The following is a 15,137-nucleotide window of genomic DNA, read 5'->3' on the forward strand; positions in this document are numbered from 1 at the left end:
ATTGCCGTTTTCCAGAGCGGGTCAAGCAAGGCGGACGATATGCTGGTCCCAGGCGACGGCGCTCTGCGTCTCGCCAAGCTGTCCGCCATAGGACGAGGTGACGAAACCATGACTTGCCGCGGCGATGCCGGCGGCGTCGGCAAGGCGCTGCGTGCTGATAACGTTACCCGTGCGGCCCTCCACGGTGATGCAGGCGCCTCCCTTCGGCGATGTCAGCCCGACCAGCCCGTCCTGCCGGTTGACGGCGATGGCGCCGACATAATTGGCGAGCGCCACTGTAGCCTCTTCCGGAAGCGACAGGAAACGCACGTCCTCCCCGCGCGAAAACGAGCCGGCCAGCGGCGGCAGGTCATTGCGCGGACCTTCATACTGGCAGGCGAACCAGATTTTTCCATCAGCGTCGATATCCACATGCCGGGTGGACAACTGCCGCAGGTTTTCAGGCATGACATGCTGCTCGATCAGCCCGCCGGTTGCGGTATCGACCAGAACCAGCGACGGCTGCATGTGATCGAGATTGAGCTTGGTGCGTCCGAAATCGGGATGGGTCTCGATGCCGCCATTGGCAATTACCAGTGTCCCACCATCGGCCGACAGCGTCATGTCATGCGGGCCGACGCCATAGGTCGGGAACTCGCCGATCCGGGCGAAGCCGTCGGTTGCGTCATAGACCCCGACCATGCCGCGTTGCCCGACGAAGTCGTTTTCCGTGGCATAGAGCAGACGCCCGTCGGCTGAAAAGCAGCCATGGCCGTAGAAGTGACGCTCCGGGCGCGCGGTGATGACGATTGGTGAAACGGCGCGGCGCGGCGAGAAGATCAGCGCATAGGTGCCCGGGCGCCGGGCAAAGGCGACACCAAGCCCGGAGGCTGGGGAAAAGGTCATGCCATGGGCGCGGGCCGGCAGAGGCACACGCTCGATGATGCCGCCACGATCATCGAGCGTGGCAATGCCATAGGACCCGTCGGGCGCCATGAAGGCCGAGGCAAAGACGGCATCGGCCTGTGACAGCGCAAAGGCGGCCCGGGGGGCCAGTGTCGCCGCCCAGCCGGCACCCGCCATTTTCAGGAAGGCCCGCCGGTCGACCATTACGGGCTTGTTCACAGTGCCTTGCACACGCGTCATGAGGATCTCTCAATCGCCATCGGAAAAGGAGAAGCCGGAGCCAAGACCGATCGCGCCGCCGAAGTCCCTGTCGAGGCGATCCAGCAGATCCTGCGTGTTCAGCGCGATGAAATCGAGCTTGCGGCGCTGTTCGTCATCCGCCAGTGCCGCTGCGATCGGCAGGTCGACCGCCTTGCTGGCGCTGATCACGGAATTGAACACGAAATTCACCGATCCGGCGACCGACCGGCTGTCTGCGGGCAGGAGGTCCTGCATTCCGGATACGGAAAACAGGGATTGCAGCGCCTGAAAATCGGCAGTGATGGACGGCATGGTATTGCCCGATCGCCAGTAGATGGCAAGCTTCGGATGGCCGGGATCGATCTTGCCCGCGACGGCGCCGGCATAGAATGGCCGCAGCCGCTGGTCTTTGACCGTTTCGACGCCATGCACGAGAATGCCGAGCAGGGCCGTGGCCGCTTCCTTGTTGTCGCGGAACACCGGATTGCCCGGCCCCGGGTTCTTCCACGCCGCCTGAATGCCGTCGGGCTTTTCCCATTCGTCGCTGAGTTCGGAGGCGACCGCACGAAGATTGTCCGCAATCGCTGCGCCGTAGCGGCAGCGAAACCCGCTCTTCTGGCCGGACAGACTTTTAGCACCCGTCCCGTAGAGAACATATTCGAGCGCGCCCAGACCCTGGACAGCGACGCTTTTGCCCCTGATTGTCATGACCGACGTTGCGGTCTCGTCTTCCTTCACGAGAATGGCCTGCACCTGCTTCAGGCCCGTGCTCTTTCGGTCGGGATAAAACAGGAAACGCTCGAACCTGTTGCCCTCGATCACCGGACCGACACGGACGATCTCGATGGTCGACCAGTGCCGGACAACGCCATCAAAGGCGAGTTGAACCTCGCCCAACGCGGCCTCCGATGGTTTTTCGCACAAAACATGCGTGGCCTCCGACAGCGCCTGCGTCGCCTTTGCAAGCCTGCCATAGCCGGGCCGGATGAAGGCATCGACTGCTTTTTCCATGACGGCCGGAAGCGCCTGCTCGTTGAGGGCGCGCGGCGAGAGTGCAGCCCCTTCCTGGGCAGGGGCCGGGCCGGCGGCGCCAAGGGCAATGGCAAGGCTCAGAAGCGAGACGACAACAGGGCGCATCAAAGGGACTCCAGGAATGTGATCAGGGCTTGCCGGTCGTCTTTCGACAGGCCGGCAAAACCGGCGCGGGCCTTTTCCGCCTCGCCGCCGTGCCAGAGAATGGCCTCCGTCAGGTTGCGGGCGCGGCCATCATGCAGGAAGAATGTGTGCCCACTGACGGTCTTCGTCAATCCGATACCCCAAAGCGGCGGCGTACGCCACTCGCGCCCCGAGGCTTCGCCGACGGGCTGCCCGTCAGCAAGGCCCTCGCCCATGTCGTGCAGGAGAAAGTCCGAATAGGGCCAGATCAGCTGGAAGGCATGGGCCTTGTTGGCAGCATCGCGGCGGGTGACGAATTTCGGCGTATGGCAGGTGATGCAGCCGGTTTCGTAAAACTGCTTCTTGCCGGCCAGGGTTTCTCGAAAGCTAGCCTTGCGCCGCGCCGGCACGGCCAGATTTTCCGAATAGAAGGTGACGAGATCAAGCACAGGCGCCGGCGCCTCGCTGTTGCCGAAGCGTGGCTGCACGCCATCCGGAAGCGACAGACAGGCGGTCTGGGCTGCGGTACAATCGCCGTGGCTGCGGGGAACATCAGGCGTCGAGATGCCGATATCGCCGGAAAAGGCTTCGGCGCTCTGCTGGCGGACGCTGGCGCTCTGCGCCTTCCAGCCAAACCGGCCAAGCATCATTGCACCGGCTTGCGGATCAAGCACCTGCGCCGCCTTGCCGCTGATGCCGTCACCATCGGCATCGTCCGGATCGGCAAGCCCCAGAATATCATCGGGATGGATGGCTTCGATCAGGCCAAGGCCGGACATGGCCTGGGTGACACGCGGCGAAAGCGTCGTTGTCGCATCAAGCGGACCATAACCGAGGTCTGTCACAAAATAGCGCGGCCGGCGCAAAGAGACGCGCTCGCCACCGGCAAGAACGACCGTCTCTTCGGTGTACTCGATCCGCATATGGCCTTCGGCCGGCAATCCCGGAACGGCACTGTCCTGCAGCTGTGCGCCATAGACCGGATCGGGAAAGTTCGGGACCATGTGCGCTGCCAATGCCTGCCGTTCGGCCTCGGTCTGCGGCGCGCGGGCAAGGCGCAGGAACATCGACGTCGTATCCGACGCGCCCTCGGGCGGATGGCCGCGCCCGTCCTTCAGGTGACAGGTCTGGCAGGCGCGCGCATTGTAGAGCGGGCCGAGACCGTCAGACGCCTGTGTCGACGAGGGCGACGACACCCAGAGTTTGCGGAACAGCGCATTGCCGAGCTTGAAGGTCTCCTCCTCGGCAAAGCTGATATTGGCGGAAAACTGCGAGAAACTGTCGGCATTGACGGAGGCGATCGACGTACCGGCGCCGCCGGACATGGCCTCGAATTTTTCCGGCCTGGTAAAATCCGTCGTCGGCCGCGTCACCGCCGCGACACGCTGGCGATCCGTTTGCGAAAGGTCAGGTCTCTCGACAGTGATGGCGCCAGCGATGGCGCCATCACTGGCGATCGTGAAAACCGAAACGCCGCCCGCCGCCAGACACAGTGCTGCTGCAAGCGGCAATATCCGGCGCGGGACGGCGCGTGGTTTCATTCAGACGTACCGGGCCACCGTTTCAGGGGCAGCCCGCCTTTGCTTTTTCATGGCCCGACTTCGACTTCCTACTGGAAGACAGCGTTAGGATTATCCAGGCTGTCGGAACCTTCAAGCGCGATCGTCCCGAGATCCAGCGACGCAATGACGCGCTCGACGGTTTTGGCCTGGGCGATCAGGCCATCGATGGCCGCCTGAACCGCAGCATTGCCCTCGGCATTGCCTTCGGCGATCATCTGGTCGTATTTCTCGACGGTCTCGCCACGCTTGGCCATGGCTTCCATCGCCGCGACCGTAGCTGCGAGCTTTTCCTTCATTTCCTTATCAAGCGCCGGATCCTTGGCGGCAACGAGTTCAGACAGCGAAGCGCCGGCGAGCTTGCTGCCGTCGACCTTGGTGTAATCCCCGGTATAGGCGGACTGGATGCCGATCGCATCGTGAAGATGCGAGTTATAGGTGTTGTCCGAAAAGCAATCATGCTCTTCTTCCGGATCGTGCAGCAAAAGGCCGAGCTTCATCCGCTCGCCGGCGAGTTCGCCATAGGACAGCGAGCCCATGCCGGTCAGGATGGCGACGAGGCCTGCCTTCGGATCGGCTACGATGTTCTTGGTCGCAGCGCCATCCGCCGTCCAGTTGGCAACCATCTCGCTCAGGTCCGAGACGAGCAGGGTCGTGGCCGACTTCAGATAGGCAGCGCGGCGATCGCAATTGCCGTTGGTGCAGGCCTTCGTATCAAAATCCGTGAAGGGACGGTTGCCGGCGCCCGGGCCGTTGCCGTTCAGGTCCTGGCCCCAGAGCAGAAATTCGATGGCATGATAGCCGGTAGCGACGTTGGCTTCGATGCCGCCGGCCTCCTGCAGCGTAGCGGACAGGAATTCCGGGGTGATGTTGGTCGCATCGACATCCTTGCCATCGATCTTGATGGCCTTGTTGGCGATGACGTTGGCTGTGAACAGGGCGTTCTCGTCGCTTTCCGCGCCATAGCTCGGGTCGACATAATCGATCAGGCCTTCATCGAGCGGCCAGGCATTGACCTTGCCTTCCCATTCATCGACGATCGGGTTTCCGAAACGATAGACTTCGGTTTCCTGATAGGGGTTGCGGGCTGCAAGCCACGCCTCGCGGGCCTCCTTGAGGGTCGCCTCGCTTGGCGTTGCAATGAGCGCATCGACGGCTTTTTCGAGCGCTTGGGCCGTCGTGAGGGCATCCTCGAACTTGGCATGCGCCACGGTTGCGTAATGGTTGACGACGGCGCCGGCATCAGTCGCCGCGAAGGCCGGCTGCAGGGCCAGGGTCGACGTGCCTGTAATCAGCGCCATGACGGCGACACGAATGATTGATGTTTTCATGATCTCTCCTGATTTTTCCCGCCGAAACATTCGGCTCCCCGCTGCCCTGGTCGCGCGATGGGTCAAGCGCAAGACGGCGCGCGTGTTGCGACCGGCGCCTCCACAGAGCCCGGTTTTCATGAACCAAAACCAAACTTGTGTCAAAGAGGATAGTTTAGAACGTTTTCAATAAAGGGAGGGGTGGGTTGGCACGCCTGACGCACAGGCTATCGGACCGGCGCGGCGCAGCGATTGTCACGCCAGCCTATTTATAAGGCATTTACTGATCAAAAATTAAGCTATATGACGACGAAATCATCAAAGTTTGGATTTTGCATGCGGCACCATCTCAAACACTACCTCCGGCGGCACGAACCGCAGGGCGAAGTCCATCATCATCTGAAATCCGGCATTGGCGCCATAACAGCGATGATCGCCGTTGGCCTGCTCGCCGTCTATACCGGCCTGCCGCTGCTGATCGCCCCTTTCGGCGCCAGTGCGGTACTTTTGTTCGGCCAGCCGAAAAGCCCGCTATCACAGCCGGCAAACGTCGTCGGCGGTTATCTGCTGGCTGCCCTGATCGGCAGTCTTGCCGCCTATTTCTTTCCGGGTCTCTGGCTTGCCGGCGCCATCGGCGTCGGCCTGAGCATCGGCATGATGCTGTTTCTGCGCCTTACGCATCCGCCGGCCGGCGCCGTTCCTATCGTCGCGGTCGCCTCGCATTTCGATGCGCCGGTCCTGTTCGAGGTCGTGGCACTCGGCAGCGTGCTTCTGGTGGCGATCGCCGTGCTGCACCACCTGATCCCGCCGCGCCAGCAATATCCACTGCGCGTCGACTGATCAGGCGAAATGCGCGCGGCTGATCACCCCTTGCGATCCATCTGACAGAAGAAGAAGCCGTCCGTATCGGTCGAAGCCGGCGTCAGCGTCAGCGTCTGGCCGTCGGACGAATGCGGCTTCCTGCCGCTTGCACCGAACAGCGTCTGCCAGGACGGAAGCGCTGAAACGACCGAAAACTCGGGATTGGCTGCGCAGAAGGCGCTGACCTGCATCTCGTTTTCCTCCGGCAGAACCGAACAGGTGACGTAGACGAGCCTGCCGCCCGGCCGCACATAACGCGATGCCTCGGTGAGGGCCTCCTGCTGCTGCGACTGCCGTTCCTCGATGTTCTTCTGGTTCAGGCGCCATTTGGTGTCCGGGCGGCGACGCCAGGTGCCGGTGCCCGTGCACGGCGCATCGACCAGCACCCGGTCGAACCGGCCCAACAGCACTTCCAGCGCCGGCTTGTTGTCATGAACCTGAACGTTTCGCGTGCCTGCCCGCTTCAGGCGCTCGATGATCGGCGCCAACCGCTTGCGGTCGGTGTCATAGGCATGCACCTGCCCCTTGTTGTGCATGGCCGCCGAGATGGCCAGCGTCTTGCCGCCACCACCGGCACAATAATCGAGGATCTGTTCGCCATCCTTCGGCAGAACCAGATCGGCGACTATCTGCGAGCCTTCATCCTGGACTTCGAACCAGCCCTTCTGGAAGGACAGCTCGGCCGTCACGTTCGGCAGCCGCGAAGCCCCCTCGCCGGCCGGCACACGAATACCCTGGCGGGCAAGCGCGGTCGGCTCGACACCGCTGCGCTCCAGCGCCTTTAAAACTTTCTCGCGGGTGGATTTCAGCGTGTTGGCCCGCAGGTCGAGCGCCGGGCGCCCGGCAAGCGCCTGTGCCTCGACAAGCCAGTCTTCGCCATAGCTTTGCTCGAACGAGGCCTGCACCCATTCCGGAATGTCGCCCTGCACGTAGAGCGGCGCATCCTCGATCTTGCGGCTTGCAAAGGCGGCGACCATGGCATCGGCAAGGGGCTCTGGCGCAAACTTGTCGCCATCCAGCTCCGCAGCAAGTGCGTCCGGCGTCACGCCCCACTGGCGGAAAACGACGGCATGTCCCAAGGCGCTGGCGCTGTCGCTGTCCATCAGCCAGGCATGCGACAGTTTCATGCGCAGCGCATCGTAGACGATGTTGCCGATCGCGGCGCGATCGCCCGATCCTGCGAAGCGATGCGCCAGTCCCCAATCCTTGAGGGCATCCGCGACCGGACGCTTGCGCGTCTCTATATCAGCCAGAACCTCTATGGCTCCAGCGAGCCTGCCACCCAAACGCATCTTGAACTTACTCCATTTCCCGTCGTGGTAACGGTCATGGCCGTCAAGAGCAAGCCGGCAGGGCTCATTCATTGCAATCCTGATGCTTGGCAACAGGCCGTGCAAGAGGCCATCAGCTGACGACGCGGTAGCAAACGCTGGCGGTTCCCGAGCGGATCATGCCGATATGAGAGGCGGCTGCCTTGGACAGATCGATGACCCGGCCGCGAATGAAAGGGCCGCGATCGTTGATGCGCACGACGACACTCTTGCCGTTGCGCTTGTTGGTCACCTGCACCTTGGTGCCGAATTTGAGATTGCGATGGGCCGCCGTCAGGTAGGACGCATTCATGCGCTCGCCGGATGCCGTGCGCGACGAAAGAGCATACCAGGATGCACCACCGCAGCCATTGCCGGCGGCATGACCCTCGGCCGTCGATGTCAGAATTGCCCCGAATGCGAGAAATGCTGCGATAGCAGCGGTCGATAATACCTTCGTCAAACAGTAAACCCCTGTAGTGGAAATTTGGCGCGCTCTTGCGGAGCGCTGCCTTTCCGGGGCAAAAATGGCGAAAAAGTGCTTCAACCTTTAACGCCTCATTAGGACTTGTTGAGAAAGACCTTAAATTTAAAATTACCGTTTTTTTGAATTGTGGTTTTAATTCCTGGAATGTCCTTTGGATTCAACCATAAATCACTAAATGGCACCTGCTGGATGCCCCAGCTCGACGCTCATGATGCGAATTTGATTCAATTTTTGAATTTTGCCATTTTCGGCTAAATACAAAGGCAGAAAATCACCTCGATACCGCTTAGGTTGTATTCAATTCACAAAGTAAATGCCGATCAACTGATCATCCGAGAGATCCTCGGACCTGCGCCGGGCCATTTTCATCCGGATTACTAACGCAGAATGTCGATCTTTGTTCCTATTCTATTTCCAGATCGACCCTTTGCTGTTCTCAACCCCTCCAGATATCGTCCTGCCACAATTGGCCTAGCGAAATACGATAGTCCGGAAAGCGGAAGGCAAAGCCCAGATCACGGATTTTCCGGTTCGAGACCCGCTTGTTTTCCCCGTAGAACGACCGCGCCATCGGCGAAAGCTCTGCCGTCTCGAAAGCGATTTCCGGCGGCGGGGCAAGACCCATGAGCCGCGCCGCTTCCGCGACCACATCCTGCGGCGGTGCCGGTTCATGGTCGGTGATGTTGAAGATGCCGCCAAGATTGCGATCGGAAAGAAATGCCGTCGCGGCGGCGATATCCTCGACGCGGATACGGTTGAAGACCTGGCTCGGCTTGACCAGCCTCCGCGCCGTTCCGTCCGCCACATTGCACAAGCCGTTGCGGCCCGGACCATAAATGCCGGACAGCCGCAGGATCGAAACCGGCAGGCTGTTGTCGCGGCCGTAAGCAAGCCAGGCCTGCTCTGCCTCGACCCGCTCGATCGAGCGCGCGGATACCGGCTTGCAGGGCGTGTCCTCGTCGACCCAGGCACCGGCATGATCGCCGTAGACCCCGACCGTCGAAAGATAGGCCGCCCATTGCAGGTTTGGCATAAGCGTAGCCAGGGGCGTGGAATGCGGCCGCATCAGGGGATCGCCGTCCTGACCCGGTGCGATTGACTGGACCAGATGCGTGGTCTGCGCCATCACGGCCGCAAGCGACGGCGAAATCACGTTTCCGTCAAAGAGTTCGGCACTCAGGCCGCTTTCGCGCAACCGGTCCGCCTTTCCGGCAGAGCGGGTCGTGCCAGTGACGGTCTCAGCCACCGGCAGCAACTGCAGGGCAATTGCCTTTCCGGAATAGCCCGCACCCAAAACCAATAGTTTCATCAGAACGCTCCTGCCATTTCCCATTCGGCGCGCACGTCGCCATCCGTCTCATCGTGTCGTCTTGCCGCAAATGCAGCGAAATCTCCAGCCGGCATCAGCCGCGACAGGGCCCAGACGGCCATGCCGCGCACGACAGGCGACAGGTCCTCACAAAGCCCGATACACGGCGCGACAAGCGACGTGTCACCGGAATTGCCGGCGGCGATCAGCACATTGCGCACAAAGCGATCCCGGCCGATGCGCTTGACCGGAGAGCCGGAGAACAGCGCCCTGAAAGCCGCATCGTCGAGCGACAGCAGGAAGAGCAGCGAGGGCGCTTTCAAGTCGTCGCGCGCCCTGAGTTTCATTTCGGACGCCGCCTGCGCGAACTTGTTCCACGGACACGCGGCGAGGCAATCGTCGCAGCCATAGATCCGGTTGCCGATCAGCGGCCGCAGGTCGGCAGCGATCGGTCCCTTGTGCTCTATGGTGAGATAGGAAATGCAGCGCCGCGCATCAATCTTGTAAGGTTCCGGAAAGGCATTCGTCGGACAGGCATCGAGACAGGCGCGACACGAACCGCAATGGTCTATTTCAGCATCATCGACCGATAGAGCCGCCGTGGTGAACAGGCTGCCGAGAAACAGCCACGAGCCGAAGGTCCGACTGACGAGATTGGTGTGTTTTCCCTGCCAGCCAAGCCCGGCTTGCTCGGCCAGCGGCTTTTCCATGACCGGCGCCGTGTCGACGAAGACTTTCACGTCTTCGCCGGCGCGCGCGGCGAAACGCGTCGCCACCTCTTTCAATTTGCCCTTGATCACATCGTGATAGTCGCGGTTCTGCGCATAGACCGAGATCGCGCCGCGATCGGCCTGCTGCAGAATACCGCGCGGGTCCTCGTCCGGCGCATAATTCATTCCAAACATGACAACGGAACGGACCTCGTTCCAGAGGACACGCGGATCGGCGCGGCGCGCGGCCGTCTCGGCCAGCCAGTCCATGGTTCCGTGATACTCGTGATGCAGGAAATCGGCGAGCCGTGCGGGAGCCTGCGGTATCGCGTCGGGAAGCGTCACCCTGCAGATATCGAAACCCTTGTCGGAAGCTTCGGCCTTCAGGAATTGCGTCAGCGTCCGGCGCCGTCTCTCTTGGCTGTCCCCGACGGGTGCATCGCCAGACACGGCGTCCTCCTAAAACGCGAGCATGATGTCGGCCGAAAACCGCGCGACATTTTTCGGCATCATGCTCTAAAAATCCAGGTCGGCATAGTGCGAGACCGGGGTCACACCGCGGACACGCTCGGCCAGTAGCGGACGGAAGGACGGCCGCGATTTCAGCCGCTGGTACCAATCCTTGGCGGCGGGCGCCTCCTGCCAGTCGATTTCTCCGAGATAATCGAGGACGGAGATGGCAGCCGCTGCAGCCAGATCGGCATAGGACAATCGGTCGCCTGCAAGATAGGTGCGTGATCCCGCAAGCCAGGACAGATACTTCATATGCTGGCGGATATTGGCGCGCGACATGCGCAACGCCTTGGAGTCCGGCGCACCGCCGCCCTGATCCGGCGTCATCTGCAGCTTGAAAATCCGCTCGCGCACCAGAGGCCGCGTCACATCCGCTTCCAGCTTCTGCAGGAACCATTCCGAAAGCCGCCGGATCTCGGCACGCTGGAAAGGATCCTCGGCCAAAAGGCGGCGATCCCGCTTCATGATGCCGCTGGTTTCGTCGAGATACTCCGAAATGACCGTTGCGCCGCAAAGCGCCCGCATGCTGTCGTCGACATAAACCGGCAGCGTTCCCGCCGGATTGAGTGCCAGAAAATCACGCCGCTTTTCCCAGGGCTGTTCTTCGGCCAGTTCCGTCTGATAGCCATATTCTGACAGGATAAGCCGGATGAACCGGGACGCGGTAGACATGGGATGATGATAGAGTGTCGGCATTGATGCTGGCTTTGACTATTTGATTTTCAAAGGAATCGCGGTGTCGCGGCGGATTGGTCTGGCCACGGCTCATCCGGGGAAGCTATAGGAATTTGGTGCCTTAAACACAAGCGAATCAACTCTTATACCCTTCCCGAAGGTCCTCACGCTAACCCTCAAAACTTCAGGGATATTTAATTCATGGCCGATCAATCGATCATCAGTGCACTTATTCTCGGGCTAATTGAAGGCCTGACCGAGTTCATTCCGGTCTCGTCGACCGCCCACGTTCTGCTTGCCGGACATTTCCTCGGCTTCGAATCTCCGGGCAATACATTTGCCGTTCTCATTCAGCTCGGCGCGATCCTGGCCATCCTGCTGGTCTATTTCCAGCGCCTGCTTTCGATCGTGCTGGCGCTGCCGTCGAGCCCCAAGGCGCGCGGTTTCGTGCTCGCGGTTGTCCTTGCCTTTCTGCCGGCAGCGATTATCGGCGCCATCGCCCATGACTTCATCAAGGCCGTCCTGTTTGAAACGCCGGCGCTCATCTGCATCGTTTTGATCGTTGGCGGCGTCATCCTCTACGCCATAGACCGCATGCCGCTTCAGCCGAAATACAAGGACATCATGGACTATCCGCCATCGCTCGCCTTCAAGATCGGCCTGTTTCAATGCCTGGCGATGATTCCGGGAACGTCGCGCTCCGGCGCCACCATTGCCGGCGCACTGCTGATGGGCACAGACAAGCGCTCGGCGGCGGAATTCTCGTTCTTCCTCGCCATGCCGACCATGCTTGGCGCCTTCACGCTCGATCTCTACAAGAACCGCAATGCCCTGAGTTACGACGACGTGACGGTGATTGCGATCGGCTTCATCGCCGCCTTCGTCTCTGCGCTGGTCGTTGTCCGGTCGCTGCTGACCTTCGTCTCCAACCGCGGCTTTGCGCCATTTGCAATCTGGCGCATCTTCATTGGCACCGCCGGCCTTATCGGCCTCTGGCTGGTCGGCTAACGGGCCGATTGGCAAAATAAAACCGCATGCACATCTTTAAAAGTGCATGCGGCCCCTGGCCCCCGCCATAAACTTGTCCCAACCCGCGAAGGGTTGGCGCTTCTTAATTCCCGGCAGTCGGGATAGACGCAGTGGTGCATGGGTCGACGCCATAGGCCGGCGCGCAGCCATCACGTCCGCCCGCGACCGTCTTCGGTGCGATGAACGAACCCGCGATTACGACCAGCGCAGCACACGCAAAAAACATTGCGATCGACTTGCCCATAGAACTCTGCCTCTTCGAAAAAAACTTGCCCGCACAGCCTTTGAAACAAGGACGTGGCACGGCTGCTGTGTATTCGGTGGTTCGGTGCTTATCAATAAGCACACATGTTGAATCGACGGTAAAGAAAGAACCCGTTTTCAAGTGAGGCAGAAGTGCAACGCTTTGTTTTGGGACGCGCAAAACGAAGCCGCCGCGGTCACCGGCGGCGGCTCATGAGAGGAGACCCGTTTCCTCAGGCAGCCTTGCCGGAGCGCGTATACTGACCCTGCGGCCGGTAGCGGACGAGGTAGGATGGCAGCACGGCCTCGACCAATGTCGGCGCAATGCCCATGCCCTGCAAGGTGCGTCCTTCAGCGATCGCAGCATCGGACACGATATTGTCGCTCTTCAGGAGTGTCACCTGATCCGACGTCAAGGGCGGCGTGATGAACGGCACCAGGGACGCGACGGAGCCGATCATGGATGCCACGCCGAACGGCAAAGGCAGCAGGGTCCGCTTGCGGTCGATGGTCTTCAGCATGATTTCGAGACAGTTGCGGAAGGTCAGAACTTCCGGGCCGCCAATCTCGTAGACCTTGCCGGCGGCAAGCTTGCCATCGACGGACTGGACCACCGCATCGGCGAGGTCCGTGACATAAACCGGCTGGAATTTCGTATTGCCGCCGCCGACCAGCGGCAGGAACGGCGAGAAGCGCGCCATCTCGGCAAACTTGTTGAAGAAGCCGTCTTCAGGCCCGAAAACGATCGAGGGGCGAAGGATCACGGCATCCGGCACCGTATCGAGAACGGCTTTCTCGGCGCGCCCCTTGGTGCGGGCATAGACCGATTCGGAATCGGCATCGGCACCGATCGCCGAGACATGCGTCATTTTTGCACCGACGGCGCGGGCGGCTTCAGCCACGGCGCGGGCACCGAATGCCTGGACAGAATCAAACGTGTTGCGGCCGGATTCGAACAGGATACCGACGCAGTTGATCACGTGGTCCGCACCTTGCACCGCGCTGTCGACGGATTTGCGATAGCGCAGATTGGCCTGCACGAAGGAGATCTGCCCGACATTGCCGAGTGGCTGCAGAAAGCCTGCGAGATCCGGTCGACGGACGGCGACGCGTATCCGGTAGCCGCGCTTGGCAAGCGCCCGCACGACATGACGGCCGACAAATCCGGACCCGCCGAAGACAGTGACGAGCGGGGGAAGATTGGACAAGGTCATGGGATGCGGACTCCTGATCGCTGCAAGGCTTTGCATGGTTCATAACGCAATCGGCCGGCAAGGTGAAGGCCCCTTGCCCTCGCCGCGCCGCCGCTTATCGCCGCAGGGCAGACCCCGCATCAGACGCCTTCGACGACGACCATTTCCGCGTCCGCCACTTCCTGGCGAATGGCCGCTGCAATCTGGTATTCCGGCGAGTTGTAGCAATCGACTGCGGCCTTGAGCGACGGAAACTCGATGACCACGTTGCGGGACCGGACCTTGCCTTCCAGTCGCTGGAATTCGCCGCCACGCGCGAGAAACTGCGCGCCGTATTTTTCGAAAGCCGGCTTTGCCGCCGACACATAGTCCTTGTAGCGCTCGGCATCGCGAATATCGACCCGCGCAATCCAGTAGGCTTTCGCCATGACGCTCTCCTGTTGTCCTGTTATAGGCTGGCTCTGTCATCCGGCGATTCTGGAGATCGGTCAAGACACCAATGATCCGGTTATTTTCATCAGGGACCGGAAGGGTTGCAACAGGTTTCAGGAGACGGCGTGAGCGAAACACATCCATCGAGACTGGTTTTCCCCGCGGCCATCCTTTCCTTCGCAGGGATGCTTCTTGTCCTCGCCTGGCCGGCAACCGCGGATGCAAAAGCCTGCAGCGTGAAAGTGTTATCGGCGCTGCGCGAACCCGCAACAAAACAGGACTCCAGCCTGGAACTCCGCTGCGATCTGGCGCTGAAACCGGATGATGTCATCACCAAGCGCCTCCTCGTCTCCGGAGAGAAGGCCTCGGGCATCACGCTCGACTGCAACGGGGCAATGCTTGACGGCTCCCGCGGGACGGTGAATTTCGGAAAGCCGAGCCTTCTGATCCGCTCGATGCGCGACAAAAAAGGCGGCTGGAGCGTGCCGGGAAATGTGACGATCCGCAATTGCGTCATCAAGGGTGCGATCCGACTTCAGGGGCTGGGCACCAACGGACAGGCGAAAGCCGTCAAACAATCCTCCCTGAGCGAGGGACACACGGCCCGTGCACAGGCGGCGGCACCATCCGGCATAGCGCTTTCGGGCCTGAGCTTTATCGCTGACGGGCGTATCCCGCTCTATCTTGGCCCTGGGACAACAGGGTTGACGCTCAGCGGATCCAAGTTCACCGGCAAGAGCGACGGCACGGCGATCTATCTGGATGCCGAGTCGGCCGGTAACACGATTTCCGGAAATACCTTCGCTGCCACAACGCGGTCGCGCGAACAGATTGCCATCGATGGGTCGGCGCGCAATGTGATTAGTGGCAACACCTTTGAGAATCCGGTCAATGGCGGGATTTTTCTGTATCGCAACTGCGGCGAAGGCGGCACGATCCGCCACCAGACGCCGCAGGAGAACACGATCTCCGGCAATCGTTTCGTTTATCAGGTGTCCAGTACAGCCAAGCCGGCTGTCTGGCTGAATTCGCGCAACGGCTGGTCGTGGCACTGCTTCCATGATCCGGCCTATCCGTTCGGAAGCAGCCTCAGTCCGCTCGATTTTGCGCAGCACAACACGGTGACCGACAACAGGATCGAGGGCGGCGACGTCTCGCTCATCCGCAATTCCGACAAAACCAACAGGGTCGAAGGCAACGGATCCTAGTCGCCAGCCATCAGGCCG

14 protein-coding genes are annotated in these 15,137 nt (G+C 61.0%); 3 read left to right on the top strand and 11 right to left on the bottom strand.

Annotation, left to right across the window (positions count from 1 at the left end; all coding sequences use genetic code 11):
* Window positions 1-21: 21 nt before the first annotated feature.
* From AX760_RS24430 to AX760_RS24445, 4 genes are all read right to left on the bottom strand, one after another.
* The gene (locus AX760_RS24430) at window positions 22-1,104 is read right to left on the bottom strand and encodes a DUF1513 domain-containing protein (protein ID WP_425348894.1); all 1,083 of its coding nucleotides are present in this window, start codon (window positions 1,102-1,104) and stop codon (window positions 22-24) included.
* A gap of 30 nt (window positions 1,105-1,134) precedes the next feature.
* Window positions 1,135-2,262, bottom strand: a complete 1,128-nt coding sequence (locus tag AX760_RS24435; RefSeq protein ID WP_071835607.1) for an imelysin family protein — start codon at window positions 2,260-2,262, stop codon at window positions 1,135-1,137.
* Window positions 2,262-3,821 (bottom strand): di-heme oxidoreductase family protein, encoded by a 1,560-nt coding sequence (locus AX760_RS24440; protein ID WP_071835608.1) that lies wholly within the window; start codon window positions 3,819-3,821, stop codon window positions 2,262-2,264. The genes AX760_RS24435 and AX760_RS24440 overlap by 1 nt, the downstream gene beginning before the upstream one ends.
* Window positions 3,822-3,889: 68 nt before the next feature.
* Entirely contained in the window at window positions 3,890-5,170 is a 1,281-nt protein-coding gene (locus tag AX760_RS24445; RefSeq protein ID WP_071835609.1) for an imelysin family protein, read from the bottom strand.
* Window positions 5,171-5,485: 315 nt separating this feature from the next.
* On the opposite strand from AX760_RS24445, the gene AX760_RS24450 reads away from it, so the two are divergent.
* Window positions 5,486-5,989 carry an HPP family protein gene (locus AX760_RS24450; protein ID WP_071835667.1) on the top strand — a complete coding sequence of 168 codons (504 nt, stop codon included), beginning with the start codon at window positions 5,486-5,488 and terminating at the stop codon, window positions 5,987-5,989.
* Between the two features lie 23 nt (window positions 5,990-6,012).
* On the opposite strand, the gene AX760_RS24455 is transcribed toward AX760_RS24450, so the two are convergent.
* The 5 genes from AX760_RS24455 to AX760_RS24475 form a co-directional block, all read right to left on the bottom strand.
* Window positions 6,013-7,302 carry an RsmB/NOP family class I SAM-dependent RNA methyltransferase gene (locus tag AX760_RS24455; RefSeq protein ID WP_071835610.1) on the bottom strand — a complete coding sequence of 430 codons (1,290 nt, stop codon included), beginning with the start codon at window positions 7,300-7,302 and terminating at the stop codon, window positions 6,013-6,015.
* A 112-nt stretch (window positions 7,303-7,414) separates the two neighbouring features.
* Window positions 7,415-7,756, bottom strand: coding sequence for a septal ring lytic transglycosylase RlpA family protein (locus AX760_RS24460; protein WP_425348895.1), 342 nt, complete (start codon window positions 7,754-7,756; stop codon window positions 7,415-7,417).
* A gap of 487 nt (window positions 7,757-8,243) precedes the next feature.
* Window positions 8,244-9,116: an SDR family oxidoreductase gene (locus tag AX760_RS24465; RefSeq protein ID WP_071835612.1), complete on the bottom strand. Its 873-nt coding sequence runs from the start codon at window positions 9,114-9,116 to the stop codon at window positions 8,244-8,246.
* Window positions 9,116-10,276 carry a tRNA epoxyqueuosine(34) reductase QueG gene (queG, locus tag AX760_RS24470; protein WP_071835613.1) on the bottom strand — a complete coding sequence of 387 codons (1,161 nt, stop codon included), beginning with the start codon at window positions 10,274-10,276 and terminating at the stop codon, window positions 9,116-9,118. The genes AX760_RS24465 and queG overlap by 1 nt, the downstream gene beginning before the upstream one ends.
* A 66-nt stretch (window positions 10,277-10,342) precedes the next feature.
* Complete coding sequence (locus AX760_RS24475) at window positions 10,343-11,035, bottom strand: glutathione S-transferase family protein (RefSeq protein WP_071835614.1); 693 nt, start codon at window positions 11,033-11,035, stop codon at window positions 10,343-10,345.
* Window positions 11,036-11,215: 180 nt separating this feature from the next.
* On the opposite strand from AX760_RS24475, the gene AX760_RS24480 reads away from it, so the two are divergent.
* Window positions 11,216-12,022 carry an undecaprenyl-diphosphate phosphatase gene (locus AX760_RS24480; protein WP_071835615.1) on the top strand — a complete coding sequence of 269 codons (807 nt, stop codon included), beginning with the start codon at window positions 11,216-11,218 and terminating at the stop codon, window positions 12,020-12,022.
* A gap of 497 nt (window positions 12,023-12,519) precedes the next feature.
* On the opposite strand, the gene AX760_RS24485 is transcribed toward AX760_RS24480, so the two are convergent.
* Together AX760_RS24485 and AX760_RS24490 are read right to left on the bottom strand one after the other, a co-directional pair.
* Window positions 12,520-13,500: a complex I NDUFA9 subunit family protein gene (locus AX760_RS24485; protein WP_071835616.1), complete on the bottom strand. Its 981-nt coding sequence runs from the start codon at window positions 13,498-13,500 to the stop codon at window positions 12,520-12,522.
* Between the two features lie 119 nt (window positions 13,501-13,619).
* Window positions 13,620-13,907 (bottom strand): DUF1330 domain-containing protein, encoded by a 288-nt coding sequence (locus tag AX760_RS24490; RefSeq protein WP_071835617.1) that lies wholly within the window; start codon window positions 13,905-13,907, stop codon window positions 13,620-13,622.
* Between the two features lie 129 nt (window positions 13,908-14,036).
* On the opposite strand from AX760_RS24490, the gene AX760_RS24495 reads away from it, so the two are divergent.
* Window positions 14,037-15,119 (top strand): right-handed parallel beta-helix repeat-containing protein, encoded by a 1,083-nt coding sequence (locus AX760_RS24495; RefSeq protein ID WP_245295097.1) that lies wholly within the window; start codon window positions 14,037-14,039, stop codon window positions 15,117-15,119.
* Window positions 15,120-15,137: the final 18 nt, after the last annotated feature.

It is taken from the genome of Pararhizobium antarcticum (assembly GCF_001885585.1).
Classification (GTDB): domain Bacteria; phylum Pseudomonadota; class Alphaproteobacteria; order Rhizobiales; family Rhizobiaceae; genus Pararhizobium; species Pararhizobium antarcticum.

What these genes read in the sequence shown, in the direction of transcription:
- AX760_RS24435 (WP_071835607.1), bottom strand. Translation starts at nt 2,262, where the DNA reads ATGCGCCCTGTTGTCGTCTCGCTTCTGAGCCTTGCCATTGCCCTTGGC.
- AX760_RS24440 (WP_071835608.1), bottom strand. Translation starts at nt 3,821, where the DNA reads ATGAAACCACGCGCCGTCCCGCGCCGGATATTGCCGCTTGCAGCAGCA.
- AX760_RS24445 (WP_071835609.1), bottom strand. Translation starts at nt 5,170, where the DNA reads ATGAAAACATCAATCATTCGTGTCGCCGTCATGGCGCTGATTACAGGC.
- AX760_RS24450 (WP_071835667.1), top strand. Translation starts at nt 5,486, where the DNA reads ATGCGGCACCATCTCAAACACTACCTCCGGCGGCACGAACCGCAGGGC.
- AX760_RS24455 (WP_071835610.1), bottom strand. Translation starts at nt 7,302, where the DNA reads ATGCGTTTGGGTGGCAGGCTCGCTGGAGCCATAGAGGTTCTGGCTGAT.
- AX760_RS24465 (WP_071835612.1), bottom strand. Translation starts at nt 9,116, where the DNA reads ATGAAACTATTGGTTTTGGGTGCGGGCTATTCCGGAAAGGCAATTGCC.
- AX760_RS24475 (WP_071835614.1), bottom strand. Translation starts at nt 11,035, where the DNA reads ATGCCGACACTCTATCATCATCCCATGTCTACCGCGTCCCGGTTCATC.
- AX760_RS24480 (WP_071835615.1), top strand. Translation starts at nt 11,216, where the DNA reads ATGGCCGATCAATCGATCATCAGTGCACTTATTCTCGGGCTAATTGAA.
- AX760_RS24485 (WP_071835616.1), bottom strand. Translation starts at nt 13,500, where the DNA reads ATGACCTTGTCCAATCTTCCCCCGCTCGTCACTGTCTTCGGCGGGTCC.
- AX760_RS24490 (WP_071835617.1), bottom strand. Translation starts at nt 13,907, where the DNA reads ATGGCGAAAGCCTACTGGATTGCGCGGGTCGATATTCGCGATGCCGAG.